The following is a 25,681-nucleotide window of genomic DNA, read 5'->3' on the forward strand; positions in this document are numbered from 1 at the left end:
TAGACAACTCCATTGTGCTCATTCAGGAAGGAATAAATAAGAGATTTAGGCACACAGAGGCAGAATGAACAGATAGATATTTCACTCAATCCCGAGTGTTTCCCTTAGATTTCCTTTTAAACATTCTTGATAATTTTTGTAATTTGATCTAGTTATCAAACCATGGTTTTGTTCGGTATAAATACTTTTTGTTCGATGATCGAACATTATCTAATGTAGTTGTCCGATCTTGATAAATCCTAAAACTTATCAATGTAAAAGAGTATAAGTGGTTATAAATAGATATGTAGAAAGCTTGCTTAGATGAGCAAATCATCCAAGCAAGTTAAAAATAATAGAATTAAGACTGAGATTGCAGAATCAAACGTGCAAGTTCTAAATCATCGGGATAAGTAATTTTTATATTGTCAGAACGCCCCATTACGACCTGTACAGTTTCACCCATATATTCGAGTGCACTTGCCTCATCGGTAATAGTGACGTTATTTTCTAAAGCATGTTCAATTGCTTTTTTTAGTTTACCGATTTTAGTAATTTGAGGCGTTTGAGCTTGCCATAAGAAATCTCGACTGACTGTTTTATCAATTTGATTGCCTGATTTAACCTGCTTTAAAGTATCACGAACCGGAATTGCTAAAATAGCACTCTCATTTGATTCAATTGCCTTTTCAACAAGAGCATTTAAACAATCCAAGGTAACGCAAGGGCGTGCTGCATCATGCACCAGTACCCAGTCATTCTCATCGGCAAAATTTAAAAGATGATTTAACGCATTTAACACAGAATAGACTCGCTCAGCCCCACCAATGCAAAAATGCGCCTTATCTATATTTTGAAATGGTAAAGTCTGAGCAAAGGTATCTTGCATACCAATTGCCAAGACATACCCATTTAAAGGCAGTTGGCTGATGCGACGAACAGTATGTTCTAAAACAGTCGTATTTTGAATATATTGATACTGTTTCAACTCAGTTTTAGAAAATCGACTTCCTGATCCTGCGGCGGGAATAACCGCCCACAATTTAGTCTGGGATATCTGGGGATGCAGGGGTCTCATTCGTTTCTAAATCTACTTTGGCGTTCGGGTCAATATAAATAGGCTTGTAATGGGTACTGATCGTACTCATTTGAACAAACGTTTCATGTGGTTTTACTAAACCAAGATCAAGACGAGCATGTTCTTCTATGGCTTCTGTACCATTTTTAAGGTCAAAAACTTCTGCCGCCAAAATTCGGTTTCGTTCTTTAAGCTCTTCATTTACTTCAGCTTGTTGCTGAATTTGTTGCATGAGAGCTTGATGAGGGATATAACCACCCTCACCTAACCAAAATTGATATTGCAGTATAGCTACTAAGACAATAACAAGTAGCAATATCAGTTTGCTTGAAGTGGATCGAAATACTTCTAACATATCATTAAGATTTTTAATTAAAAACTTTCGTTAAGAGTTTGTATTGTAGAGTAATTAACAAGTAACATGCACAATTCCTGCAAAAATTTAAGCAAAATTATTAATGGGCATATTACTTTAACTGACCATTGTGACATGTTTCATTTTGTCAAAAATGAATGGAATTTGAAAGGGAAATAATATTTATAAGTACAACTGCTTATAAATCAATCGAACCTACAAACACATTTTTAAATTACACCCCAAGCCCAAAGTCTTTACCTTAGCCGTAGAGTCATAGTCAAACCAATTAACATTCTTTAATCTTAATTACTTACCTGTGTAAATTGTTGCTCTAGCATAGCTCTACCCCACTGTTCTCCTTCCCATTCATCGATCAATTTAAAACCAAAATTTTCATAAAGTTTTCTTGCAGCACTAAGGCTGCTAAAAGTCCACAATTGAACAGCTGACAATTGTTTTTGATCACAAAAATATATAAACCAACTTTCAAATTAATATTGACTATTGAACCACATAAGAACAAGAGAAATAAAAAAACTACACAGTATTTTCTTTTATATTTTATTATTCCTCATAAATCTCATGAAAGAGAATAAAGGTATAAACTGTAGTGCATAAAATTTTAGCATTTTCTTTAGTAAGCTTAGGTTTAAGCGCTTGTAACAACCCTACTGATGATAGACCTTCAAAAATAATTAATATGGAGAGTAATCAGACACAACATATATCAGCCAACCCCTATATATTTGAATATAACGACATTGTATACAGTCTAAAATCTGGACAATCCCCAAATACAGTCCATTTAAAATTTAAAAACTTATTAAACAAGATGCCATCTAGCGATAATAATTTAGATATTTTAAAAACCAAACGCAAGGTACTTATTCACTTAGGTTGCCTTAAAGAAGCATATGCTTTTACTGAAAAAATATTAGCTAAAACAAATAACTCTAAGCTGCAAGAAGTACAATGCATCTTCTTAATAAAAATGGGAAGAAATGCTCATGAAATAAAAGAATGTTATGAAAAAACTGCTCATAGTTATTTAAAGGAAATAAATTTAATTCCAAAGGCAGCATTACGATATCAATATGCATTATGGGGCCATCATGCAGCAATGTTTCATGCTGGTAATATCGAATATAAGGATAAACTTCAAGAAATCGTTGATTATCACAATATGGAGGATCATAAAAGAACATATCAACAAATGTATGAAAATATACTGAATCCCATTGTGTTTAGAAAACGTTTAGATGCTATTCCCTACACCCCCGATTGTCAGTAAAACCTATTAGCAATTGTTATAGAATTAATCATCATAGATAAGATCATTTTCATCAACATTGATATAATCTGGTTGAGGATCTTTATCAAATTGTACAGCACGTATTTTAACATTACCTAAAATTCTTGCTTTTCCTACCCGATGCATGCCATCCATTACTCTACCCTGTGAACATATTATTATTGGATAAGTCAAATCTGCCTCTTGAATGAGTAGCATATGATTAATTATGTCTTGAGTTGTAGGATGAGAATCTGGATACCAATACGGTTCATTTAATTCTTTTATTTCTAATAGTAAAATTTCTTTTACTTTAAAATCTCTAGTTAATGCTATTAAATTATCGACATCCCAAATATATGTATCATTTTCAATTTTCCTAAAATGATATTGCTTTCTCATGATATAAAATTCTCATAAAATCAAAAAACATTAAAATATATCATATATATATTAAGATTAGATATTATAAAAATAGAGTGATGTAAATTCCAATCAATATATAAAAGACATTTAAAAATCACAATCCAATAAATGATACTTTTATCTTATTTAACAACACCAACAATTATTCTATCTTAACGTCTATCTAGAATTAAAACCTAAAATATATTTAATCTAATGAACAAGCTGAATAGTAAAATTCATACAAAATCACATAATTTCCGATTTTTTAACCAACAAATACTTAAAAAGTATATTTTTTCTCTTTTCAATTTGCTAAGAATTTTATAAAGATTTCTTCCACTTATCCAGAAAGGAGAAAAAATGGATTTTTTTAATATTTTCATAGGTGACACTACTTGGACCTTTATTCTGGAAATTTTGGTTCGATGTTTTGTCATGTTTATCATTATTATTAGTTTTCTAAGACTATCAGGTAAACGCGGTATTCGCCAACTCTCTCTTTTTGAACTCGCGATTATTTTATGTTTAGGTTCCGCTGCGGGTGACCCTATGTTTACCAAGGACGTACCTATCTCACATGCTTTAGTCGTATTTATCGTTATCCTTTCTCTCTATCGTCTTGTAACTTGGGCCATGGTGAAAAATAAAAAAATTGAAGACCTATTAGAAGGAAAAGCACTTTGTGTGGTCAAAGATGGACTTTTAGTCTACAAAGATTTCCAGAAACAATCATATTCACATGATGAGTTTTTCTCAGAGATGCGCCAACAAAATGTTGAACATTTAGGTCAAGTGAGAACAGCTTTACTAGAATCTGACGGGATTCTTAGTTTACTGTACTATGAAGATGAAGAGGTAAAATGGGGGTTACCAATATTTCCTGATGCCTATTACAGAGCTGACGTGTTTAAAATCAATAGTTTTTATTCATGCATGAAATGTGGTGAAACTAAAATTCTAAATAAAATCAATCAAGAGTGCACTCGTTGCAAACATCATAGTTGGGCTGAGTCTTTAAAAACCCGCAGATTAGGATAATACAAGAATTAAGTATTATAAATGTTAGCTATGTTGTTTTTGAAAAACTTTAATAGCTAGAGTTTTTCACTTTGAAATATCACAAAAGAATTATTAGAAAGTAACTTATTTTTATGAATTAAAAAAGGTGCTATTTCATATTAAAAATAGCACCCTAAAATGTTAAAAGCTAATTTTAACTTTTTATTTAAAGATTAGTTTAAACCTTTAAACTCAGCTTTACCGCGGTAAGCAGCTTTAGTCAACTCTTCAATACGAAGTAATTGGTTATACTTAGAAACGCGGTCAGAACGGCAAAGTGAACCAGTCTTAATTTGGCCAGCCGCTGTACCTACTGCCAAATCAGCAATAGTCGAGTCTTCTGTTTCACCAGAACGGTGAGAAATTACAGTTGTATAACCATTTTCTTTAGCAAGATAGATTGCATCTAAAGTTTCAGTCAACGTACCAATTTGGTTGTATTTAATTAAGATAGAGTTACCTACTTTCTCATTAATACCACGTTGTAAAATCTTAGGGTTTGTAACGAACAAGTCATCACCCACCAATTGGATTTTGTCACCAAGGATAGACGTCAAGTAAGACCAACCTTCCCAATCTGACTCATCTAAACCATCTTCAATTGAGATAATTGGATATTGGCTTACAAGACCAGCTAAATAGTCAGAGAACTGATTGCTTGTGAATGCTTTATTGCCTTCACCTGCAAGGATGTATTGACCATTTTTGTAGAATTCTGAAGATGCACAGTCAAGCGCCAACATAATGTCAGAACCAGCTTTGTAACCTGTTTGACCAATAGCTTCAAGAATAACAGTGATTGCTTCTTCATTTGAACGCAAGTTTGGTGCAAAACCACCTTCATCACCTACAGCAGTGTTTAAACCTTTTTTGTTTAAAACTGATTTTAGAGAATGGAAGATTTCAGCACCTGCACGTAATGCTTCAGCAAATGAAGTGAAGCCTACTGGCTCAATCATAAACTCTTGAATATCAACGTTGTTGTCTGCATGCGAACCACCATTGATGATGTTCATCATTGGTACAGGCATAGTCAAAATCTTTTGACCACGTAAGTCAGCGATGTATTGGAAAAGAGGAATTTTCTTTTCATCAGCAGCAGCACGTGCAGCAGCTAATGACACAGCTAAAGTTGCGTTTGCACCCAATTTTTCTTTGTTTTCAGTACCATCAAGTTCGATCATCGTATTATCGATGTCTTTTTGTTCAAATACTGATTTGCCCACTAAAGCGTCACGGATAATCGTGTTTACGTTGTTAACCGCAGTTTTAACGCCCTTACCTAAGTAACGTGATTTATCACCGTCACGTAGTTCTAAAGCTTCACGAGAACCAGTTGAAGCACCAGATGGTGCACATGCACGACCCACAACCCCAGATTCTAAAATTACGTCTGCTTCGATGGTCGGGTTACCACGAGAGTCCAAAATTTCACGTGCACGGATGTCAACGATTTGGCTCATGAACAATTCCTCTGTTGAATGAATATGAGCTGCGATTAAAGCAGCGTAAGTAAGTAAAAACTCAATGAGTGTCTAACTTTTTGAATCCTTTAACCAAAGTATCCAATTCTTTTATTTGTGCCAAGAACGGCTCAAGCTGCGACATACGTAATGCACAAGGTCCATCACATTTCGCATGTTCTGGGTCCGGATGACCTTCCAAGAACAATCCGGCCAAACCAGTTGCCATTCCAGCGCGTGCTAAAGTTGTAATTTGGGCACGACGACCACCTGCTGAGTCAGCACGACCACCAGGAGTTTGCAACGCATGTGTTACATCAAAGAAAACTGGTACATTCATTTCTTTCATGATGTCAAAGCCAAGCATATCTACAACAAGATTGTTATAGCCAAATGCTGAACCACGCTCACAAAGAATAAGTTTATCGTTTCCTGCTTCTAAACATTTATTCAGGATATGACGCATTTCATGAGGTGCTAAAAACTGAGCTTTCTTAATGTTAATAATAGCCTGTGTTTTCGCCATCGCTTCAACAAGATCAGTTTGGCGACTTAAGAAAGCAGGTAACTGAATAATATCAGCTACTTCTGCAACTGCTTCCGCTTGATGTGGCTCATGAACATCAGTAATGATAGGTACATTAAAATGTTTTTTAATATCGCCTAACCATTCAATACCTTTTTCAAGTCCAGGGCCACGGAATGAATGCAGACTAGAACGATTTGCTTTATCGAAACTCGCTTTAAATACATAAGGAATATCTAAGCGTTTGCAAATATCCACATACGTTTCTGCAATTTCGAAAGCTAAATCTTTTGATTCTAGTACGTTCATTCCGCCAAATAATACAAATGGCAAATGATTTGCCATTTGTATATCGCCTAAACGTACAACTTCTTGTGGTTTTAATTGTGACATTTAAACTTTCCCAGTTTATTTAAAATCGCATTATTTACTTTTTTGATGCTGAGTTTTCGCAGCGTCAATAAAACTAGCAAATAATGGATGTCCATCACGTGGTGAACTTGTAAATTCCGGGTGGAATTGTACAGCAATAAACCAAGGATGTTCAGGAATTTCTACAGTTTCAACCAAATGTTGTGCCGAAGAGTAGCCTGAAATCTTCATACCAGCTTGTTCAATCGACTCAATGAAACGGTTATTCATTTCATAACGGTGGCGATGACGCTCAGTGATTTCTGCTTTACCATAGACTTCACGTGTTTTTGTGCCTTCAACCAATTCTGATTTTTGTGCACCTAAACGCATAGTTCCACCTAAATCAGACTCTACGCTGCGTTGCTGTAATTCGCCACGCTCATCTAACCATTCGGTAATTAAACCAATCAATGGATATTTTGTAGAACGATTAAATTCTGTAGAAGATGCTTCTGGCATAGCTGCAACATGGCGGGCATATTCAATAACTGCCAATTGCATACCTAAACAAATACCCAAGAAAGGAATCTTGTTTTCACGTGCGTATTGAATAGCTTTCATCTTGCCTTCAGTACCACGCTCACCAAAACCACCTGGAACTAAGATTGCATCAGCTGTGTCTAAAATAGAAACATCTTGGCTTTCGAGTTCTTCAGCATTGACATAGTCAATCTGTACTTTCACACGGTTTTTGATGCCTGCATGCAACAATGCTTCATTAACAGACTTATAAGCATCTGGTAATTCAACATATTTACCAACCATAGCTACACGTAAAGTGTACTCAGGGTTCAATAACGCTTCGACTACATTGTCCCAATCTTCTAGATTTGCTTCAGGAAGATCATTAAATCCAAAACGTTCACAAATCAAGTCATCAACGTTTTGTTCATAGAATGTACGTGGAATTTGATAAATGGTTTTCGCATCTTTACATACCACTACAGCACGTGCTTCTACGTTAGTGAACAATGCAATTTTACGTTTAGTATCAACATCTACATCATATTCAGTACGACAGATAAGGATATCTGGCTGAATACCAATTGAAAGTAACTCTTTTACAGAATGTTGAGTTGGTTTAGTTTTTAACTCTGCTGCTGATTTAATATATGGCAGTAAAGTTAAATGCATAAGCATGGTTCTTTTGTGACCAAGCTCAACCATTAATTGACGTACCGATTCCATGAACGGTAGAGATTCGATATCACCCACCGTACCGCCAATTTCTACGATAGCAACATCGTAACCTTCACCTGCGCGAAGTACACGTTCTTTAATATTGTCAGTAATATGAGGAATAACTTGAACTGTACCACCTAGATAGTCACCACGACGTTCCTTATTTAAAACGTCCTGATATACACGACCACTAGTAAAGTTATTAAGTTTGGTCATTTTCGCACGACGTAAGAAACGTTCGTAATAACCCAAGTCTAGATCAGTTTCGGCACCATCCTCTGTGACAAAAACTTCACCATGTTGGAAAGGACTCATTGTCCCTGGATCGACATTAATGTAAGGATCCATTTTAACCATTGTGACTTTTAAGCCACGGGCTTCCAAAAGTGCAGCAACTGAAGCAGCAGAAATACCTTTACCTAGCGATGAAACCACACCACCAGTAACAAAAATAAAATGGGTCATTAAGTTTCTCGTACAATCAAGCCGAAATCGGCCTACAATGTTGGGCAATTTTACTGTACTCTGCCCCTATAAAGCAAAGTCAAACCGCACCAATTCAAAGATCATTAAACAACTGGCTATTCTATCAGCATTTTTAATAAAAAATTAGGCTAATCTCACATGATTTTTTCATTCTCTTTTACTGTTATAATGCGAGCTCCTCAATTAAATGTTGTTTAGGACAATGGCAAATAAAAAACTTTTAATCTGTGCTGCAATTGCAGCTGGACTATTGTTAACCGCATGCGTCAAAAAAGAAACACCTAAAGAAGAAGAGCAAGAGAAGGTTGAAACTTCTGTTTCAGAATCTAAACCTGCAAAATTTGAGTCTTTAGAAAGTGTTAAAACTGAAGAAGCTCAAACTCAGGAACCAACGCAAGTTGAAGTTCATCACGAAGAAACAGCGAATACTACAACTGAAATTCGCCGTGAAACTCGTCCTGCCCACTCTGAGCAAAATTCACAAACAACTGTTTCTGAACAACCTAAAGTAGAACCGAAGCCTAAGCCAGAACCTAAACCTGAGCCAAAAGCAGAGCCGAAGCCTGAAAAAGTTCAATCAAAACCTGCTAAGCCAGCTGAACCTTCTCAAACTGAAGATGATGCTGTAGCTGCTGCAATTGCTGCTGCTACGCCAGCGCTTAAGAACTAAGTTTCAGTACAAATATGCCCAAATTGAACTTTTTTGGTTTGGGCTTTTTGATCAATTAAAACTTTCAGTCCAATAATAAATATTACTTTCATCTATTTTTTATCTTTAAAGTTCCTCTAAATATCAATTTAGGACAATCTATTTATTCCTGCCCAAAAAACATTGACGTCTCTTTGGCTGATCTGTAGTTTTTAATCAAGTTCCTTTTTGGAACCTTAATTAAAAGAAGATTGGAGCCTAAAATGAATACTGTATCAAGTCGCGTACCAGCCTCATTTCCAGTTCGTCGTATGGACTATAATTTTGGAAACATACCCCGTTATTGGTGTAACAATGACCCTTCACTCACACATTACTTTACAGGGCTATCAGCTTTATTCCCTGAAGGCGAATCTTATTTCGTTCGCTCTGTGCGGGCTTTACGAGGAAAAGCTAAACAGAATGGGCTTTTAGATCGTGAAATCGGAGCATTTATCGGACAAGAAGCCATGCACTCTAAAGAACACCACGCTTTTCATGTGAGTGCTCAACAATATGGTCTTGATCCAGAATCATTAGAAAAAGCTACAGGTATTATCCTAAAAGGCATTGAAAAAGTTTTTAGTAAAAAATGGAATCTATTAGTCACAGTCGGTCTAGAACATTACACAGCCGTACTTGTGGTGAGCATGATGCAGTCTGTCAATGAACTTATGACAGATACAACTATCCGAGATTTGTGGTTATGGCACAGTGTGGAAGAGACCGAGCATAAAGCGGTAGCTTTCGATTTATATGAATATTTATATGGCAATGGATTAAGTGCTTATTTGCCGCGTATTTCAGTTTTTACATTGAGTTTAATTCTTATTACGGGGTTTTCAACAATTTATCAAATTGTCCTTATGAAAAGAGATAAACAATTATCTAACTTTAGATCTTGGCGTAATTTCTTTAGTTTTGCAGGTAAACAATATAGAACATTAATTCCTAAATTTTTTGAATACTATCGCTATGACTTTCACCCAAATCAGACCAATGAAAGAGATTTAGTTGCTGCCACTAAAGTAAAACTTGGCATAAAGGATACCCCAGCTCTGTTATCTTAAAGCCATTAAAAATAAAGCCCAATCACTTGGGCTTTATTTTTAGAACAATCATTATTTACTTAGTACGTTCAATTAAAAAATAATTAGACATAAGACGCGCAGCCCATGAGGTACTTTTCCAACCTTCGTAAAAACCACAATGACTTCCTTTTTTTGTGGTGACCACTGCAATATTACTCATTTGCTGGATGGTTTCTTTATAAGGCTCTAAATTTTTAATAGAACATACTGGATCATCTTCAGCATTAAGAATCATTAATGGAATTTTGACATTCTCAAATACATAAATTGGGTTAATGGCTTGACAATAACTTTGATAATCCTGAAAACCAGCCATCTCAAAATATTCTTTTTCAAATTCTTCCAGACTTGTCGTTGATAGAACTTTTTCTAGAGAACGAATCTGGCTCCATGTACTTTGGTAAGGATGGATAAAATATTTGAATAACTTTTTGGTCATCATTTTGCTATAGAACGGATGAACATTCTTAAAACCAATTTCTGTGTTGTAACCAGGGCACATCGCAAATGCAGCTTTAAAAGGAGTATTCTCCCCTTGTTCGCCTAAATAACGAACCAACAGTCCTGTTCCCGCAGAGGAACCAACAGCATACAAATCCGATTGAGGAAATAGATTTTGAATATGCGTAAGCTGCTCTTTAAGGTCACTCGTTGATCCAAAAAGCGAAATCTGCGGTACAGGCATAGGTAAACCAGCATGACCACGGCGTAAGCATAGCGCTATTCTCCAACCTGTATATTGATGTAAGTCTTTTACCAATTCACGCATACTTTCAGGGGTGCCTGTAATGGTATGCATGATGACAATCGTAGGAGTATCTTTGGGAAGATTATAGCCATACCATGCGATCGCAGTTACCCCACCATCTTTCATGCTGAGCTGGTCAATACGGTCATATTCAAGCTTAATGGTTTTTTTTCTAATAATATCGAAATATAAAAGATGAACATGATTATTACTTAACCATGGCGTAGGACGATATTTTTGCTTTAGTTGAGGCAATTTATCCAAGACATCTTTAATTTTCCCTTGTGGGTCATAATAGACTTTTGGCTGTTCAGCACCTAGTACCGAATCAAATAATTCTGAACCGAAAGCTTTAATTTTATTTAAAGTAGATATGCCCATATCCAATCACGACCTCTGATTATGAGTTAAATGATTGCCGCACTAATGCTGCAATCTGCTGCCCCCAAATTGCATAAATTTCTTTGCCCGGATGAAAACCATCACTTGCCATAGGCAGATTCATCGCTTGAAAACTTTCAATATCATATTGAATGAATCTAAATTGGTTTTGTGATTCTAACCATTTATATAACACTTGATTCATTTGCTCCGCATATTTTCCAAACAACCAAGCCAATGGATTTGGTAAAGCTGGAAAATGTTGCATTGGCGGAACGCCAGAAACAATAATTAACTTAGGCTGAAAACGTGCCTGTATATGTTGAAATAATTGCTTTTGTTGTTTTATCCATAAGTCTGCTGACGTTAATTTTGTCACATCGTTAACGCCAATAGAGGTAACAACAACATCATAATTTTGCTGTTCTAAATGCTGTAAAGCTTGAAAAACCTGCTTGGTGGTATCGCCTGTTTTTGCATGAAGCTTCCAACTTATCAAATATTCATCTTGTAACTCAGAAATAATTGCGCCAGATAAAGCATCTTTTTGTGTTTCAACACCAACACCAGCTGCGGCAGAGTCTCCTAAAATAAGTAATGACAAAGGTCTGCCTTGGCCAACAATGCCTTCTCTTTCACCACTGGCTTCTAGCAAGCGTGGTGTATTCTTACGAACCTTTGTTCCCTGCACAAAAAGTACAGGCAACAATGCTAAAGTTGAAAGTTTTAACCACATTCTAATGATCTCTGTGTTGCTTAGGCTATTTAGTAAAATTATTGCGGTTGAAACTTGGCAATTCTTATACCCATTTGTTCAGCCAGTGCAGCTAAACCGCTCATTGGGCGAATCATTACTTCAAAATCAATAATTTTGCCTTGTTCATTAAAACGGATCATATCAATACCTTTTAATGACTTTCCACTGACATTGGCACTAAACTCAAGCACTACATTTTCGCCATCTTCTGTATAAAACTCACGATGATATGTAAAGTTTTCGAACACTTGAATGACATTGGTAAGAATGAAGAAAACGACCTGCTTTCCTTCGTAAGGTTTATAGGCAACTGGTGAACGAAAAACCACGTCATCTGCCAGTAAATCATTTAGATCGGACAAGTTACCTGCCTGAATCATTTGATGCCATTTTTCTAATGACTGTTTTGTTGTTTGAAGTGTCATTGTTGTTCTATCCTATAATTTAACCAATGAAGTTAGGGACACTTCCGTATAAAAGGAATGTCCCATAAAATTTATAGTACCGCTGCTAGTTCAGCACCTTGACGTATTGCACGTTTTGCATCTAATTCACCCGCTTCTTTAGCACCACCAATTAGATGAACATTTTTACCTTCTGTTTTTAATTGGTCATACATTGCAGTGAAAGATTCTTGACCAGCACAAATCACAACATGATCGACTTCAAGTACACTTGGCTGCCCATCTATAGTGATATGTAAGCCCTGATCATCTACTTTGTCGTATTGCACTCCTGCAAGCATTTTAACTTGGCGATTTTTAAGGCCTGCGCGATGAATCCATCCTGTAGTTTTACCCAAACCACCACCTACAACAGCGGTCTTACGTTGCAATAAATAAATTTCTCGTTCAGAGGTCTCAACTTTTGGCTGTTTTAAACCGCCTACATGCTCATATTGAGTATCAATTCCCCACTCTTCATAGAACTTTTCTGGGTTTAAACTGCCACTTTCACCTTCATGAGTGAGATATTCAGCCGTATCAAAGCCAATACCGCCTGCCCCAATAATGGCAACACGCTGGCCCACTGGCACATGTTCTTTTAAAACTTGTAAGTAGCTGAGTACTTTAGGATGATCAATGCCTTCAAATTGTAATTGACGAGGCGTTACACCAGTTGCAACTACAATTTCATCAAAATTTGCTTGGCTCAATTCTTCATAAGTTGCTTTATGATTCAAAATTAACTCAATATTTGGTCGTAACTCAATTTGGCGACCAAAGTAGCGTAAGGTTTCATAAAACTCTTCTTTGCCAGGAACAGTCTTTGCAATATTAAACTGCCCACCAATTTGATGACTTGCCTCAAAAATTTTAACTTGATGTCCACGGTCAGCTGCATATACAGCAAAACTTAAACCCGCAGGTCCCGCCCCAATAACGGCAATATTCTTTTGAACTTGTGCATCTTTAAAAATAAGTTCAGTTTCATAACATGCACGCGGATTCACTAAACAAGTTGCGATTTTCATTGAGAAAATATGGTCTAAACAAGCTTGGTTACAGCCAATACATGTATTAATTTCATCACTACGCCCTTCACTTGCCTTTAAGACAAACTCAGCATCAGCGAGCATTGGGCGTGCCATAGACACCATATCAGCATGACCAGATGCCAATACATGCTCAGCCATTTCTGGCGTATTAATTCGGTTAGAAGTAACTAAAGGAATAGAGACTTCACCTTTAAGTTTTTCAGTAACCCACGTAAACGCGGCACGAGGAACTTTGGTCGCAATTGTTGGAATACGAGCTTCATGCCAACCAATCCCTGTATTGATAATAGTTGCACCTGCTTTCTCAATTTCTTTTGCAAGCTGAATCACTTCTTCAATACTTGAACCACCTTCAACTAAATCAAGCATCGATAGACGATAAATAATGATAAAGTTTTCACCCACTAAAGCACGTGTACGTTTTACAATTTCAATAGGAAAACGAATACGGTTTTCGTAACTACCGCCCCATTCATCATCACGATGATTCGTACGTGCGGCAATAAACTCATTGATTAAATAACCTTCAGAACCCATGATTTCCACACCATCATAACCCGCATACTGAGCAAGTTTGGCGCAGTTTGCAAAGTCATCAATAGTCTGCTGTACTTCGGCAGAACTTAAAGCTTTTGGCTTAATCGGGTTAATCGGTGCTTGAATTGCTGAAGGTGCAACGTTATTTGCCTGATAAGAATAACGCCCAGTATGTAAAATCTGCATAGCAATTTTACCCCCAGCTTCATGAACAGCTTGGGTAATCACTTTATGCTTTTCAGCTTCTTCAACCGTATCTAACTTCGTACCATGGCTAAATACAACACCATCATCATTCGGAGAAACACCGCCAGTTACAATCAGCCCCACATCACCTTTTGCACGCTCAGCATAAAATGCAGCCATGCGCTCATATCCCTGCGGTGCTTCTTCTAACCCAATATGCATAGACCCCATAAGCACACGGTTTTTTAAAGTAGTAAAGCCTAAATCAAGTGGCTTTAATAAATGTGGATAAGCTGACATATTTTCTCCTTTGGCTAGCAATTAGCTTGCTAATGCAACTTGTTGCATTAATTTATAATCAAATTTTGACTTTTATGCAACATGTTGCATAATCTCATGAGTCACACTTTACTTTTGCTTACAAACCGGATTGCCATGTCACTTCCTCATGTTTTATTGACCAGCTTACTTGAACGACCAAGCACAGGGTTCGAACTTGCCCGCCGCTTTGATCGCTCAATCGGTTTTTTCTGGAATGCCACTCATCAGCAAATTTATCGTGAACTCAACCACATGCTCAAAAAAGGTTGGGTTTCAACGTTAGAAAATGAAATGGAAAATAGTCGAAAAAAAACCTATCAAGTTGAACAATTAGGGCGTATTGAACTAGCTTCATGGATGACGCAACAAAGTGAACCTGCACAACTTCGTGATGATTTAATGGTTAGATTGCGTGCTGAAGCACAATTGAGCAATAATCAGATATTACCTGAACTGTTAAGGCATCTTGGTTTACATCAAGAGAAGCTGAAACTTTATCAAAGTATTTACGATAAAGATTTTAAAGATAGCGATGATCTAGATAACCGTGTGTTGTACATTCACAAAATGATCTTAGAACTTGGGATTACAATGGAAAGTGAATGGATCAAGTGGTTGGAACAAGTCATCCCTCAATTAAAACGCTTTACCCAAGATAGCGTATCCGGAGAATAGTCATGCCGTATTACACCATGCCCGATCAGGAAAATTTATTTGTACGCCGTGTTGGTCGTGGTGAACCAGTATTAGTATTATCCGGCTTAGGGATGCAGAGCTGGCAATGGCTACCCTTCATCTATGCAAATCGTAAAGAATATGAGTTTATTATTCCCGACTGGCGGGGGTTCGGTGGTTCAAAAAATTGTGCAATCCCTGAGCAAGATGCAATTTCTAGCCATTGGCAAGATGTTGCACATTTAATAGAACAATTAAAACTCGATAACTTTATCTTGATGGGTTATTCAATGGGTGCTACAACGGCCATGCATGGTATGAAACATGCTCATCTAGCACAGCAATTAAAAGCCTATTTACATATCGACCAAACACCAAAAATATCTGTCGATTCAACATGGGAATATGGTCTATTTGGCCCGCTCCACCCCCAGTTCAAACAATTATTAAATGATATCTATCAATTATTATTAAAGCATAAAAATGCCAAATACCTATATGAATTATTGCTTCCAGATCGACAAGAATTGGTTCGTCTTTGGGTAGATTTTATTGAGTTACAAAGTAGCAACCCATTTAGCCCTTTAGTTTTTAAAACAGCCCTAAAGCAACCTTTTCTACAAAAATATTTATTACCAATTCAGCGTCTAGATTATTTATTTTGGTATGTCGAAAACTATCTTTATCACAATGAAGATTATCGTGATGCCCTTTCACAATTACAATGCCCAACAACTTTCTTTATTGGTCGTAATTCGACACTTTATCCAGAAACTGGACAGACACTTATTGCACATAGTATCGAGCATGCAAAAGCAATATATTTTGAACGATCAGGCCATACACCGTTATTAACTGAGCCGAAAAAATTTGGGCATGAAATCACGACATTCTTATCAAACTTAAAACATGCTTCTTAAAAAAGTAAAGGGACCTGTTCGCAGATCCCTTTTAAATCAATAAATGATTAAGCTGAATGAGCTAACTCTTTCACTTTTAATTGCTCAGAAACACTTAATAAAAGTTGCTCTGTTTTTTCCCATCCCAAACAACCATCAGTTACTGACTGACCATAAGTCATATCACAAGAAATCTTTTGGCTACCATCAACCAAATGACTTTCAATCATGACACCCCTTACTTGTGTTTTTAAACGCTCAGCAACGATTTGCTGTAACACTTCTGGCTGACGTAACGGATCTTTACTACTATTGCCATGACTACAGTCAATCACCAATGGAGGAAGATTTTGTTTGTGTTTTTCTCGTATTGCCTGAATTGAAGCTAAATCATAATTTGGTCCATGATTTGCTCCACGTAAAATCAAGTGTGGTAATAGGTTACCGGCACTCTGAATCACTGAAGGTAAACCTTGCTGATTCATTCCTAGAAATTGATGTTCATTTTGTGCTGACTGAATTGCATCTAATGCAATCTGAATTGAGCCGTCAGTACCATTTTTAAAACCAATACTGTATGGCATGTGGCTTGAGATTTCACGATGAATTTGAGACTCACTTGTACGAGCACCAATTGCCCCCCAAGCCAATAAATCATCAAAATAACCAGTTGCCATTGGACTTAAAATTTCACTCGCAATTGGCAACCCCTTTTCAATAATTTGAAGGTAAAGTTCACGAGACTTCTCTAAACCAAGTTGTAAATTTGATGAGCCATCTAAATTTGGATCGTACATAAAACCCTTCCAACCTACAGTTGTACGCGGTTTTTCAATGTATGCACGCATCACGATAAAAATCTGATCTTTTACTTTTTCTTGTAATTTCTGCAATCTTTCAGCGTATTCAAGTACTGCAACCGGATCATGAATGGAACAAGGCCCTGTAATTACCATTAACCGAGAATCTTTGCCGTTAAGAATATTTTGAATAGTTTGACGGTGTTCGGCAATTTGACGCACGAAAGAGTGTGCAAGCGGATATTTTGCTTTTAACTGGATAGGTAAACTAACTGGTGTTTCTTTTGTATTGCTTTGTGTCAATAAAGTATTTAGGGCATTCATTGGTTTTTCCTTGGGACTGCAATCTATTCAGTCCGATCATTTATTTGAGCGTTTTGGATCTATTCGTTGGTAAAGGTAAGCAAAAGTAAAACCAATAAAAGTTGCTAAAATACGAATAAGTCATGTTGTTCATTTTAAGTTCCTCGATTCAAAAAGATAAAGCATAAAAAAACCTGATCGGGGTTGCCGATCAGGTATTAACTGTGATGGGCAACTTTCTCATGCCCGAATACGCTCAGGCAACTATCTAAATTGCCAAAAATAATAATATGCGTTTGTGTTCACAGATAGATTTAACATCTTTATCTCAAATATAAAAAAATGTTCCTAAAATCTAAAATACGCATTGTTGAGGGCTTTGACAAGTCTTTTTTTTAAAAAACTTCTTATTTTCACGCTTAAGATTCGATTCACTCATTATATTAACGAATCAACCCTTGAGGCTGTAAAATAATTAAGCCTGCTCCACAAAGCACAATTAGGCCACCCAATATATCCCATCTTGTTAATCCCACCTGATCAACAAAACGCAGCCACATTAATGCAGTAAAAATATAAATACCGCCATATGCAGCATAAATGCGCCCAGAAGCCGCTGGATGTAGGGTCAGCAGCCATACAAAGACAGCCAAGCTCAAAACTGTAGGTAGCCACAGCCAAGCGGACTTGCCTTCTCTTAAAATCAAATAAGGGAAATAACAACCAAGAATTTCAGCAATTGCTGTGATAATAAATAACCCGAACACACTCAGTATTCGGGTTATAGTAAGACTATCAATTAACATAAGTTATGCTGGTTCTGCCGTATGATGATCTTCAAAAACTTCAAGTTTCAAGCCGACAGCTTTGCCATCTTCATTCTTCACTGAAACAGCCACATTACCACCATGATCTGCAAGTTCACCAAACAGGATCATTTCAGCTAATGGTTTCTTCAAGTGTTCTTGAATGAGGCGTTGCATTGGACGTGCACCCATCAAGCGGTCATAACCGTTTGTTGCCAACCAATCACGAGCACTTTGATCGACATCAAGTACAACTTGTTTGTCATCCAGTTGAGCTTGTAATTCTGTCAAGAATTTATCAACCACAGACTCAATAACAGTTGTTGGTAACGACTTGAATTGAATAACACTGTCTAGACGGTTACGAAACTCTGGTGAGAAAGCACGCTTCATCGCTTCTTGGTTATCAGAACTATGATCTTGTTCAGTAAAACCAATACTCGCACGAGAAATACTTTCTGCGCCAATATTTGTAGTCAAAACAATAATAACGTTTCTAAAGTCTGACTTACGTCCGTTGTTATCCGTTAAAGCACCATGATCCATGATTTGTAGCAAGAGATTAAACACATCTGGATGTGCTTTCTCAATTTCATCTAGCAATAAAACACAGTGCGGGTTCTTATGGATCGCATCAGTTAACAACCCACCTTGGTCATAACCCACATAACCCGGAGGTGCACCAATCAAACGTGAAACTGCATGACGTTCCATATATTCAGACATATCGAAACGAACAAGCTCTACACCTAACAATTTTGCTAGCTGTTTAGTCACTTCTGTTTTACCAACCCCTGTTGGGCCAGCAAAAACAAAACTACCTACTGGCTTATCTGGTGATTTCAACCCAGCACGAGATAATTTGATCGCTGAACCTAATGCAGTAATCGCTTCATCTTGACCAAACACGACACGTTTTAAATCACGCTCAAGATTTTCAAGCACTGACTTATCATCTTTAGAAACAGTTTTAGGTGGAATACGAGCAATCTTAGAAACGATATCTTCGATATTCTCTACAGTAATCAAGCTATCATCAGTTTCAGCTTTCAAACGACGCTGAGCACCAGCTTCGTCAATCACATCAATCGCCTTATCTGGCAAGAAACGATCATTAATGAATTTAGCTGAAAGCTCTACAGCTGATACTAATGCCTTATCGTCATATTGTACGTGGTGAAAATCTTCAAATTTAGATTTTAAGCCACGCAAAATATCAATTGTTTCAGAAATACTTGGCTCATTGACATCAATTTTCTGGAAACGACGTGATAACGCATGGTCTTTTTCAAAAACCTGACGATATTCTTGGAACGTCGTTGAACCAATACAACGTAAAGTACCATTAGCCAATGCGGGTTTAATCAAATTCGAAGCATCCATTGTGCTGCCCATACTTGAGCCCGCGCCAATGATCATATGAATTTCGTCAATGAATAAAATCGCATTTGGATTTTTCTTCAAAGCATTAAGCAATTGTTTTAAACGTTTTTCAAAGTCACCGCGATATTTGGTTCCAGCAACTAATGCACCAATATCTAAACTATAGACTTCAGCCTGACTCAAAGGTTTAGGTGCCTTACCATTCACAATTAACCATGCCAAACCTTCAGCAATCGAGGTTTTACCAACGCCCGGATCACCTACAAGTAATGGATTATTTTTGCGACGGCGGCACAGAATTTGTGCTGTACGCTCAATTTCCTTTTCACGACCAATAAGTGGATCAGTTTTGCCTTTTTGCGCTTCAACGTTTAAGTTCAGCGTATAAAGCTCTAATGGTCCTGCATTGCCCGTACTCGTTTCACCCTCAATATCTTCAACTTCTTCTTCAACTTGCACTTCATCTTTACGTGTTCCATGAGACAAGTATTGAGTCAAGGTCAAACGATTGATTTGATGACGTTTAAGCAAATACACAGCAAAAGAATCACGCTCTGAATACATTGCGACCAAAACATCCGCACCTTCAACAGTACGATCGCCACCACTTGATTGCACATGGAAAATAGCACGTTGCAAAATGCGGTCAAAACTTTCTGTTGGATGAGGCGCCTGCTCGCTATTTTCGCCAAGCTTAGGAGTATGTTGTTCTACATATTCTTCTAATTCTTTACGTAAAGAAACTATATCAGCCCCACATGCTTTTAATGCATTCACGGCCGAATCGTTGTCGAGTAGTGCTAATAATAAGTGTTCAACTGTAAGAAACTCATGTCTCTTTTGACGAGCCATGCTAACAGCCAAACGTAATGATACTTCTAATTGACGACTGAGCATGTAACCCCCTTATGCTTTTATGCTTTAGGCTCAATCTGGCAAAGTAATGGATGACCTTGCGATCGAGCGTAATTATTAACAAGGTTTGCCTTGGTTTCCGCGATGTCTCTTGGATATACCCCAGCAATACCTTTACCTTCATAGTGTACTGTTAGCATTACTTGAGTTGCTTGGTCAAGATTCATTGCAAAGTATTGTTGTAAAATTTCAATTACAAAGTCCATTGGCGTGTAATCGTCATTCATTAATACGACTGCATATAATGGCGGACGCTTGAGTTCAGGAGGTGCTGTTTGTACAACAACCTCTCCGTCATGATCTTCGTTTTGCGAATCACTTAAGCGTGGATGGAAGTGCCAATCGACATATCCAGACTGCTGAAAAGAAGCTTTGATATCTTTTAAGTTTGTTTGACGCTTATTTGTTCGCATAGGATGTTACTATTGTGAATTTGGTTCAGCTTGAGGAATTTCTGCCACAAAAGCAGAAGATGTTTCGACAGGTTTACCGCGCTGCCAACTAAAACGTTTAATAACTGGTGTATCAGAACCGCCTGTTAAACGCACCTCAATAAATTGAGGTATAAAACCTTTAGGCATTGTCCAACGACCTGTTAAACGCTCAAAATCAGTAAAGTTAAAGTTTTTAGCTTCAAGTGGTACAACCAAAACTTCTGTATCTTTAATGAGTCTTATCTCAATAGATCCTGAAGCACGGCGCTTACTTGGGCTCACCTGCACTAAATCTAATTGATATTCATAAGCATTTTCAGGTAAAGGTTTGATCGCCAAGTTTTGAATCGTCAAGCTTAAACCACCACGCTGCCTCAAGATATCACGGTAGATATTACTCATACCTTCTTGTTGCGTTTTATCAGCATTCGCCTGATTAAGGGCTTTAAACAGATCATTTGCATTTGTTACAGCAACATCACGCTCTTGTACCGCAGCATTCAGGCTTTTATTAACTGCATCTAAAGCTGTTTTTTGCTTTTGCACGACATCAACCAATTGCTCTGCATCTGCATCGTAACCTACAACAGTCAGACCTTGACGGTGACCAATTGTATAGCCGAGCGCAAGACAACCACTCATTAAAATAGCCGCGCCAATAAACAAAGGTTTATTGGTATTTAAAAATTTTTTCTTTTGCAACGAACTTTCTGCCGAAGTCGTCTGTCCAGAGTTTTGCATCGTCATCTCAGTGTTTAAGATCAGAGTCAAGACACACATTTAAATCGAAATTTAAATGTGTGTGAAGCAAAAAAGAGTTTTTTATGGTAATAAACCAATCCCTTGTAAGCCTTCATCTTCATCAAAGCCGAACATAAGGTTCATATTTTGTACAGCTTGACCAGATGCACCCTTCACAAGGTTATCTTGTACCGCAAGAATAATAAGTTTATTCGGCTGCGGCTTATATAAAGCAATACGAAGCTCATTCGCACCGCGCACACTACGTGTTTCAGGCGAACTGTTAGCAGGCATCACATCAACAAATTTTTCATTTGCATAAAAGCGCTCATACAATGCCTGAATATCAGTTTGTTTACCAGCTTCTGTCAAATCAACATAAATTGTGCTGAGCATACCGCGAATCATTGGAACTAAATGAGGAACAAACAGGAGCCCTTCAAAACCACCTTTTTGTCCAGAAATATTTTCTAATGCTTCAACAATTTCCGGATGGTGACGGTGACCTGCAACTCCATAAGCTTTGAAGTTATCAGCATTTTCACTATAGATCATGCCTAAGCTTGCTTTACGACCTGCTCCTGAAACGCCTGATTTCGCATCAATAATAATATTTTTTGTTTCAATCAATGCTTGTGCTGATTTCAAAAGTGGAGCTAATCCCAATTGAACAGTGGTTGGATAGCAACCTGGGTTACCAATAACTTGCGCCTGTTTAATTTTTTCGCGGTTTAGTTCAGCCAAGCCATATACTGAGCTTTCCAGAACGTCTGGGCATGCATGCTCCATGCCATACCACTTCTCAAACTGCTCAAGATTTTGCAAACGAAAATCAGCAGCCAAATCAATCACTTTAGTGCCAGCTGCAATCAATTCTTTTGCATGCTGCATCGCAACACCATGAGGTGTAGCGAAAAATACAACATCACACTTTTTTAAATCATCAATGTTTAAATCTGAAAATTGAAGATCAGTATGTCCACGTAAATTAGGGAACATATCTGCAACTGGTTTACCCGCTTCTGTACGTGAAGTAAGAACTCGAACTTGCGCTTTAGGATGTCGTAATAAAATACGTAATAGTTCAACGCCTGTATAACCCGTTCCACCAACAATTCCGACAGAAATCACGTGCATTACCTCAATTTTTGAATCTATACTTGTGCAGTAGTATGACAGGATGTCCAAGCTTACAAAACCATTTCATGCTTAGTAATTTTAATTTTTTTAATTTTAGTGACAATTAGATAGCACTTATTCAACTGTCATAACTAAACAAATATCAGCAAGCAAATAAATATCAGATTTAATTTTGGAGAGCTAGGATGCTTCATCAATCAAAAGAAACAAAATTACACACTTACCTCGGCTTGAGTACATTAATTTTAAGTGCTGCACTTGTAGGTTGTGGAGGTGGAGGCAGTAGTAGTGGCAACTCACCAAGCACTCCAACACCCGTTGATCCTACTCCTGAGGCAACGACTGATGTTACTGTTAAATCTCCTGTGGAAATACGTAACATCCAACTAAAAGTATATGACAACACCACTAACTCTGTTTTAGTAGATACTTCAATTGCAAGTTTAAACAGCTTTAATGTCAAAATTCCTACCGCTAAATTAAATCGTTTATATCGCGTAGAAATTACGACTCAAGATTCATCTCAAGTATTTGATCCAATTACTTCAACATACCAAAATTTCTCTGGTATTTATCATGCATTTATTACACCAAGCAGCGTAAGTGGCAGAACTCTATCTATAAGTCCAAGCAGTGAAGCAGTTTACCAACGAGCTGTGATACGTTCAGGGCAACTCCCTCAAGAGACAATTGACCCAACCCGCGTTGAACAATTACATGTAGATTTAGCTTCTCAAGACGTTTATAGATCTCTGCTTAATGCGTTCAAAGATGCCGACATTCCAAGTTTAAGTCCTGCCAATCCTCTCACTTTTTTAACTATATTGCGGTATTCAACTACAAAACCTAGTACATATGTAGATAGCTACCTTAGCTTTGGCTACTTACAATATTGGTCAACTTTTCATGGGGGAACAAACACATATCAAGAACTCATTAAAAGTTTGGCAACCGATTTAAAAGATGGCTTTTTAGATGGTAAAAAACTTAATGGCGATCAAACAACATTCACTCCTATTTTTACACCCGCTCCTGATAATATTGATCCAGTTAAAAATACACTGTTAGATATCGCGGCTAACCAAAAAGCAACACGCGATAATTTTGCAACCAATTTAAAAACCGCTACTTTTAAATTAGCAGATGCTCAAAGCCAATCCAGTTTAGACCAAACAGGTTATGATCTACTACAAAAGAAACTATATTCAGGGATCGTACCTGCTGGAAATACAACTGACTTTGTCCGTATAGACGGTGCTGGTGATTATCGTCGTGCTGTAGGTTTTAGCGGTATTACAGCGACCTGTAACGGTTCTGCATATCCTTGTAAACAAGGTTTAACGAGCATTAATCTTTCTGACCCAAAACTACCTGCTACGGACTATTTAATTGGTCACTATGACGATACATCAACAGGTTGCCAGCTTAATTTCCGTGCAAATGGTCAAATCGAACTTATTAAAGGATCACAGACTTATCGCTCTGCTTTAAGTGCGGATAGTACAGACAATTTATTGCAAACAGATGCTGCAAGCTCAAGTTATTTACTCAACTCAAGTTCAGCCGAACCCAATAACTCAACGCAGCAATACAACTTTATACAATTATCGATTAAAGCAAATAAAATCGTGAGTGCTAAAGCTGGTTTAGATAGCCGAAAAGCACCAGATAACTTACAAACACCACAATTAGAATGTAGTTTTAGTTAAGTTGAAACATACCACCATGCAGGCAATGGATTAGATTTAAGTTGTCTGCGGTGTTTTTGAAAATATGGATCGTATTTTTCAACTTCTGCCCAAAAAGCCGGACTATGGTCAAAATGTTTAGTATGAGCCAACTCATGAATAGCGACATAGCGAGCAATCTCGTGTGGCATGAGCACCAATCCTGCATGTAGCATAATATTATGCTGACTGCTACAACTTCCCCAACGAGTTTTGGGACGGCGAATTGCACAATCGCTATAAGCCAAATGAGTGTGCTTACTTAACTCTATTAAAAGCTTTGGTAATTCTTGTTTTGCAAAGGCAATAACTGCACTTTGTAATGCCAAATATGGCTGGGTATCTTTAATAAATAAACAACTGCTTTCCCAATCAAATTGAAAAACACGATGCTGTTTTTGAACAATGACCTGAACTGGTTGCTCTTTATTAAAAAAATAAATTTCTGAAGGAATTTCAAGTGAACTAGATTGAACGTGTTGTTGCTTTTTCCACGTCTCTATCAGCCATTGCTCAGACTGCTCCAAAAAAAGCTGAATTTGATTCTTACTGCAAAACAAAGGCACGGTGAGGCGTATTGAAGCTGGCTCAACACGTAAGCGCAATTTTCTTGCTCTTACGTGTCGAACGATTTTAATTTCTGGCATGTTTGCAGACATTACTGTGCGGTACGCTCTTCAATACCATTATTTGTGGCAACAATTGCAATCGTTGCTGGGTTTAGAGCGAAAATACCATTAGTCACAACGCCTGGAATATTGTTAATGGTTTTTTCCAAATCAAGTGCATTTAAAATATTAAGATTAAATACATCTAAAATCACATTACCGTTATCTGTTACTACACCTTCGCGATAAACTGGGTCACCACCTAAACTTACCAACTTACGAGCCACAGCAGAACGAGCCATTGGAATAACTTCTACTGGAAGTGGAAAGTCACGTCCGAGTTGATCAACCCATTTTGAATCATCAACAATACAAACAAATTTCTTAGCAATTGAAGCTACAATTTTTTCGCGTGTTAACGCAGCACCACCACCTTTAATCATATGCATATGGCGGTCAATTTCATCTGCACCATCAACATAGGCATCTAAACCACCCACATGGTTCATATCTACAACTTCGATACCTAATTTTTTAAGACGATCAGCAGTTGCTTGAGAACTTGCCACAGCAGCTTCTAATTGTAATTCAGGCAGTAAATCAATTAGAAAGTTTACTGTACTTCCAGTCCCAACCCCCAAAATGCCACCTTTGGGTAAGTGTTTTAAAGCAGCTTTCGCAGCAGCTTGTTTCTTTTCATCTTGGGTTGCATATAGACTCATGACATCACTCAACTATTTTTTGACATTTATGCACCAATAATCGGCGCAAATGCGCAAGGGTTTGCTACAATAATTTC

General features: G+C 37.3%; 25 protein-coding genes. 7 read left to right on the forward strand and 18 right to left on the reverse strand.

The window, feature by feature from the left end; genetic code table 11:
* Positions 1 to 340 precede the first annotated feature (340 nt).
* Both ispD and ftsB read right to left on the reverse strand, forming a co-directional pair.
* On the reverse strand, positions 341 to 1,057 hold the full coding sequence (ispD, locus tag I5515_RS00005) for a 2-C-methyl-D-erythritol 4-phosphate cytidylyltransferase (RefSeq protein WP_199964177.1): 717 nt from the start codon (positions 1,055 to 1,057) through the stop codon (positions 341 to 343).
* Positions 1,023 to 1,412 carry a cell division protein FtsB gene (ftsB, locus tag I5515_RS00010; RefSeq protein WP_004643028.1) on the reverse strand — a complete coding sequence of 130 codons (390 nt, stop codon included), beginning with the start codon at positions 1,410 to 1,412 and terminating at the stop codon, positions 1,023 to 1,025. The genes ispD and ftsB overlap by 35 nt, the downstream gene beginning before the upstream one ends.
* 613 nt (positions 1,413 to 2,025) lie before the next feature.
* On the opposite strand from ftsB, the gene I5515_RS00015 reads away from it, so the two are divergent.
* A complete protein-coding gene (locus I5515_RS00015; RefSeq protein WP_199964178.1) occupies positions 2,026 to 2,706 on the forward strand; it encodes a hypothetical protein in 681 nt (226 codons plus the stop codon).
* 24 nt (positions 2,707 to 2,730) lie between these two features.
* Here I5515_RS00015 and I5515_RS00020 read toward each other — a convergent pair whose 3' ends face one another.
* Positions 2,731 to 3,108 carry a hypothetical protein gene (locus I5515_RS00020; RefSeq protein ID WP_199964179.1) on the reverse strand — a complete coding sequence of 126 codons (378 nt, stop codon included), beginning with the start codon at positions 3,106 to 3,108 and terminating at the stop codon, positions 2,731 to 2,733.
* Between the two features lie 366 nt (positions 3,109 to 3,474).
* On the opposite strand from I5515_RS00020, the gene I5515_RS00025 reads away from it, so the two are divergent.
* Positions 3,475 to 4,152 carry a DUF421 domain-containing protein gene (locus tag I5515_RS00025; RefSeq protein ID WP_199964180.1) on the forward strand — a complete coding sequence of 226 codons (678 nt, stop codon included), beginning with the start codon at positions 3,475 to 3,477 and terminating at the stop codon, positions 4,150 to 4,152.
* 194 nt (positions 4,153 to 4,346) lie between these two features.
* Here I5515_RS00025 and eno read toward each other — a convergent pair whose 3' ends face one another.
* The 3 genes from eno to I5515_RS00040 all read right to left on the reverse strand — a co-directional run bounded on the left by eno (position 4,347) and on the right by I5515_RS00040 (position 8,223).
* Positions 4,347 to 5,636 carry a phosphopyruvate hydratase gene (gene eno, locus I5515_RS00030; protein WP_199964181.1) on the reverse strand — a complete coding sequence of 430 codons (1,290 nt, stop codon included), beginning with the start codon at positions 5,634 to 5,636 and terminating at the stop codon, positions 4,347 to 4,349.
* A 61-nt stretch (positions 5,637 to 5,697) separates the two neighbouring features.
* On the reverse strand, positions 5,698 to 6,555 hold the full coding sequence (kdsA, locus tag I5515_RS00035; RefSeq protein ID WP_003652054.1) for a 3-deoxy-8-phosphooctulonate synthase: 858 nt from the start codon (positions 6,553 to 6,555) through the stop codon (positions 5,698 to 5,700).
* Positions 6,556 to 6,585: 30 nt separating this feature from the next.
* Positions 6,586 to 8,223 carry a CTP synthase gene (locus I5515_RS00040; protein ID WP_199964182.1) on the reverse strand — a complete coding sequence of 546 codons (1,638 nt, stop codon included), beginning with the start codon at positions 8,221 to 8,223 and terminating at the stop codon, positions 6,586 to 6,588.
* 223 nt (positions 8,224 to 8,446) lie between these two features.
* Between I5515_RS00040 and I5515_RS00045 the strand changes: the two genes are divergently transcribed.
* Together I5515_RS00045 and I5515_RS00050 are read left to right on the forward strand one after the other, a co-directional pair.
* Positions 8,447 to 8,914, forward strand: a complete 468-nt coding sequence (locus tag I5515_RS00045) for an internalin (protein WP_199964183.1) — start codon at positions 8,447 to 8,449, stop codon at positions 8,912 to 8,914.
* A 242-nt stretch (positions 8,915 to 9,156) separates the two neighbouring features.
* On the forward strand, positions 9,157 to 10,002 hold the full coding sequence (locus I5515_RS00050) for a metal-dependent hydrolase (RefSeq protein WP_199964184.1): 846 nt from the start codon (positions 9,157 to 9,159) through the stop codon (positions 10,000 to 10,002).
* Positions 10,003 to 10,057: 55 nt separating this feature from the next.
* On the opposite strand, the gene I5515_RS00055 is transcribed toward I5515_RS00050, so the two are convergent.
* From I5515_RS00055 to I5515_RS00070, 4 genes are all read right to left on the reverse strand, one after another.
* Positions 10,058 to 11,152: a YheT family hydrolase gene (locus tag I5515_RS00055; protein ID WP_199964185.1), complete on the reverse strand. Its 1,095-nt coding sequence runs from the start codon at positions 11,150 to 11,152 to the stop codon at positions 10,058 to 10,060.
* A 19-nt stretch (positions 11,153 to 11,171) separates the two neighbouring features.
* Positions 11,172 to 11,888 carry an SGNH/GDSL hydrolase family protein gene (locus I5515_RS00060; protein ID WP_199964186.1) on the reverse strand — a complete coding sequence of 239 codons (717 nt, stop codon included), beginning with the start codon at positions 11,886 to 11,888 and terminating at the stop codon, positions 11,172 to 11,174.
* A gap of 38 nt (positions 11,889 to 11,926) precedes the next feature.
* Positions 11,927 to 12,334 (reverse strand): nuclear transport factor 2 family protein, encoded by a 408-nt coding sequence (locus I5515_RS00065; protein WP_199964187.1) that lies wholly within the window; start codon positions 12,332 to 12,334, stop codon positions 11,927 to 11,929.
* A gap of 71 nt (positions 12,335 to 12,405) precedes the next feature.
* Positions 12,406 to 14,430 (reverse strand): NADPH-dependent 2,4-dienoyl-CoA reductase, encoded by a 2,025-nt coding sequence (locus I5515_RS00070; protein WP_199964188.1) that lies wholly within the window; start codon positions 14,428 to 14,430, stop codon positions 12,406 to 12,408.
* Between the two features lie 135 nt (positions 14,431 to 14,565).
* Here I5515_RS00070 and I5515_RS00075 point away from each other — a divergent pair, with 135 nt between their 5' ends.
* Complete coding sequence (locus I5515_RS00075) at positions 14,566 to 15,126, forward strand: PadR family transcriptional regulator (protein WP_199964843.1); 561 nt, start codon at positions 14,566 to 14,568, stop codon at positions 15,124 to 15,126.
* A 2-nt stretch (positions 15,127 to 15,128) separates the two neighbouring features.
* Positions 15,129 to 16,046 (forward strand): alpha/beta fold hydrolase, encoded by a 918-nt coding sequence (locus tag I5515_RS00080; RefSeq protein WP_199964189.1) that lies wholly within the window; start codon positions 15,129 to 15,131, stop codon positions 16,044 to 16,046.
* A gap of 47 nt (positions 16,047 to 16,093) precedes the next feature.
* Here I5515_RS00080 and I5515_RS00085 read toward each other — a convergent pair whose 3' ends face one another.
* The 6 genes from I5515_RS00085 to argC all read right to left on the reverse strand — a co-directional run bounded on the left by I5515_RS00085 (position 16,094) and on the right by argC (position 22,544).
* A complete protein-coding gene (locus I5515_RS00085) occupies positions 16,094 to 17,149 on the reverse strand; it encodes a 3-deoxy-7-phosphoheptulonate synthase (RefSeq protein WP_199964190.1) in 1,056 nt (351 codons plus the stop codon).
* Positions 17,150 to 17,571: 422 nt separating this feature from the next.
* Entirely contained in the window at positions 17,572 to 17,934 is a 363-nt protein-coding gene (locus I5515_RS00090) for a YnfA family protein (RefSeq protein ID WP_042896083.1), read from the reverse strand.
* Between the two features lie 3 nt (positions 17,935 to 17,937).
* Entirely contained in the window at positions 17,938 to 20,214 is a 2,277-nt protein-coding gene (gene clpA / locus I5515_RS00095; RefSeq protein ID WP_199964191.1) for an ATP-dependent Clp protease ATP-binding subunit ClpA, read from the reverse strand.
* A gap of 17 nt (positions 20,215 to 20,231) precedes the next feature.
* Complete coding sequence (gene clpS, locus I5515_RS00100; protein ID WP_002121129.1) at positions 20,232 to 20,645, reverse strand: ATP-dependent Clp protease adapter ClpS; 414 nt, start codon at positions 20,643 to 20,645, stop codon at positions 20,232 to 20,234.
* Between the two features lie 9 nt (positions 20,646 to 20,654).
* Positions 20,655 to 21,413, reverse strand: coding sequence for a DUF6776 family protein (locus I5515_RS00105; RefSeq protein ID WP_199964844.1), 759 nt, complete (start codon positions 21,411 to 21,413; stop codon positions 20,655 to 20,657).
* Between the two features lie 75 nt (positions 21,414 to 21,488).
* On the reverse strand, positions 21,489 to 22,544 hold the full coding sequence (gene argC / locus I5515_RS00110; protein WP_199964192.1) for an N-acetyl-gamma-glutamyl-phosphate reductase: 1,056 nt from the start codon (positions 22,542 to 22,544) through the stop codon (positions 21,489 to 21,491).
* A 188-nt stretch (positions 22,545 to 22,732) separates the two neighbouring features.
* Between argC and I5515_RS00115 the strand changes: the two genes are divergently transcribed.
* A complete protein-coding gene (locus I5515_RS00115) occupies positions 22,733 to 24,256 on the forward strand; it encodes a hypothetical protein (protein WP_199964193.1) in 1,524 nt (507 codons plus the stop codon).
* Here I5515_RS00115 and I5515_RS00120 read toward each other — a convergent pair.
* Together I5515_RS00120 and rpiA are read right to left on the reverse strand one after the other, a co-directional pair.
* Positions 24,253 to 24,933 carry a SprT family zinc-dependent metalloprotease gene (locus I5515_RS00120; RefSeq protein WP_199964194.1) on the reverse strand — a complete coding sequence of 227 codons (681 nt, stop codon included), beginning with the start codon at positions 24,931 to 24,933 and terminating at the stop codon, positions 24,253 to 24,255. The genes I5515_RS00115 and I5515_RS00120 overlap by 4 nt on opposite strands.
* Positions 24,933 to 25,604: a ribose-5-phosphate isomerase RpiA gene (rpiA, locus tag I5515_RS00125; protein ID WP_049836852.1), complete on the reverse strand. Its 672-nt coding sequence runs from the start codon at positions 25,602 to 25,604 to the stop codon at positions 24,933 to 24,935. Before rpiA ends, I5515_RS00120 begins: the two co-directional genes overlap by 1 nt.
* Positions 25,605 to 25,681 lie beyond the last annotated feature (77 nt).

This window comes from Acinetobacter calcoaceticus (assembly GCF_016508255.1).
Classification (GTDB): Bacteria; Pseudomonadota; Gammaproteobacteria; order Pseudomonadales; family Moraxellaceae; genus Acinetobacter; species Acinetobacter calcoaceticus_E.

Coding starts and splice junctions, on each gene's coding strand:
- ispD (WP_199964177.1), bottom strand. CDS start 1,057: ATGAGACCCCTGCATCCCCAGATATCCCAGACTAAATTGTGGGCGGTT.
- ftsB (WP_004643028.1), bottom strand. CDS start 1,412: ATGTTAGAAGTATTTCGATCCACTTCAAGCAAACTGATATTGCTACTT.
- I5515_RS00020 (WP_199964179.1), bottom strand. CDS start 3,108: ATGAGAAAGCAATATCATTTTAGGAAAATTGAAAATGATACATATATT.
- I5515_RS00025 (WP_199964180.1), top strand. CDS start 3,475: ATGGATTTTTTTAATATTTTCATAGGTGACACTACTTGGACCTTTATT.
- eno (WP_199964181.1), bottom strand. CDS start 5,636: ATGAGCCAAATCGTTGACATCCGTGCACGTGAAATTTTGGACTCTCGT.
- kdsA (WP_003652054.1), bottom strand. CDS start 6,555: ATGTCACAATTAAAACCACAAGAAGTTGTACGTTTAGGCGATATACAA.
- I5515_RS00040 (WP_199964182.1), bottom strand. CDS start 8,223: ATGACCCATTTTATTTTTGTTACTGGTGGTGTGGTTTCATCGCTAGGT.
- I5515_RS00045 (WP_199964183.1), top strand. CDS start 8,447: ATGGCAAATAAAAAACTTTTAATCTGTGCTGCAATTGCAGCTGGACTA.
- I5515_RS00050 (WP_199964184.1), top strand. CDS start 9,157: ATGAATACTGTATCAAGTCGCGTACCAGCCTCATTTCCAGTTCGTCGT.
- I5515_RS00055 (WP_199964185.1), bottom strand. CDS start 11,152: ATGGGCATATCTACTTTAAATAAAATTAAAGCTTTCGGTTCAGAATTA.
- I5515_RS00060 (WP_199964186.1), bottom strand. CDS start 11,888: ATGTGGTTAAAACTTTCAACTTTAGCATTGTTGCCTGTACTTTTTGTG.
- I5515_RS00065 (WP_199964187.1), bottom strand. CDS start 12,334: ATGACACTTCAAACAACAAAACAGTCATTAGAAAAATGGCATCAAATG.
- I5515_RS00070 (WP_199964188.1), bottom strand. CDS start 14,430: ATGTCAGCTTATCCACATTTATTAAAGCCACTTGATTTAGGCTTTACT.
- I5515_RS00075 (WP_199964843.1), top strand. CDS start 14,566: ATGTCACTTCCTCATGTTTTATTGACCAGCTTACTTGAACGACCAAGC.
- I5515_RS00080 (WP_199964189.1), top strand. CDS start 15,129: ATGCCGTATTACACCATGCCCGATCAGGAAAATTTATTTGTACGCCGT.
- I5515_RS00085 (WP_199964190.1), bottom strand. CDS start 17,149: ATGAATGCCCTAAATACTTTATTGACACAAAGCAATACAAAAGAAACA.
- I5515_RS00090 (WP_042896083.1), bottom strand. CDS start 17,934: ATGTTAATTGATAGTCTTACTATAACCCGAATACTGAGTGTGTTCGGG.
- clpA (WP_199964191.1), bottom strand. CDS start 20,214: ATGCTCAGTCGTCAATTAGAAGTATCATTACGTTTGGCTGTTAGCATG.
- clpS (WP_002121129.1), bottom strand. CDS start 20,645: ATGCGAACAAATAAGCGTCAAACAAACTTAAAAGATATCAAAGCTTCT.
- I5515_RS00105 (WP_199964844.1), bottom strand. CDS start 21,413: ATGACGATGCAAAACTCTGGACAGACGACTTCGGCAGAAAGTTCGTTG.
- argC (WP_199964192.1), bottom strand. CDS start 22,544: ATGCACGTGATTTCTGTCGGAATTGTTGGTGGAACGGGTTATACAGGC.
- I5515_RS00115 (WP_199964193.1), top strand. CDS start 22,733: ATGCTTCATCAATCAAAAGAAACAAAATTACACACTTACCTCGGCTTG.
- I5515_RS00120 (WP_199964194.1), bottom strand. CDS start 24,933: ATGTCTGCAAACATGCCAGAAATTAAAATCGTTCGACACGTAAGAGCA.
- rpiA (WP_049836852.1), bottom strand. CDS start 25,604: ATGAGTCTATATGCAACCCAAGATGAAAAGAAACAAGCTGCTGCGAAA.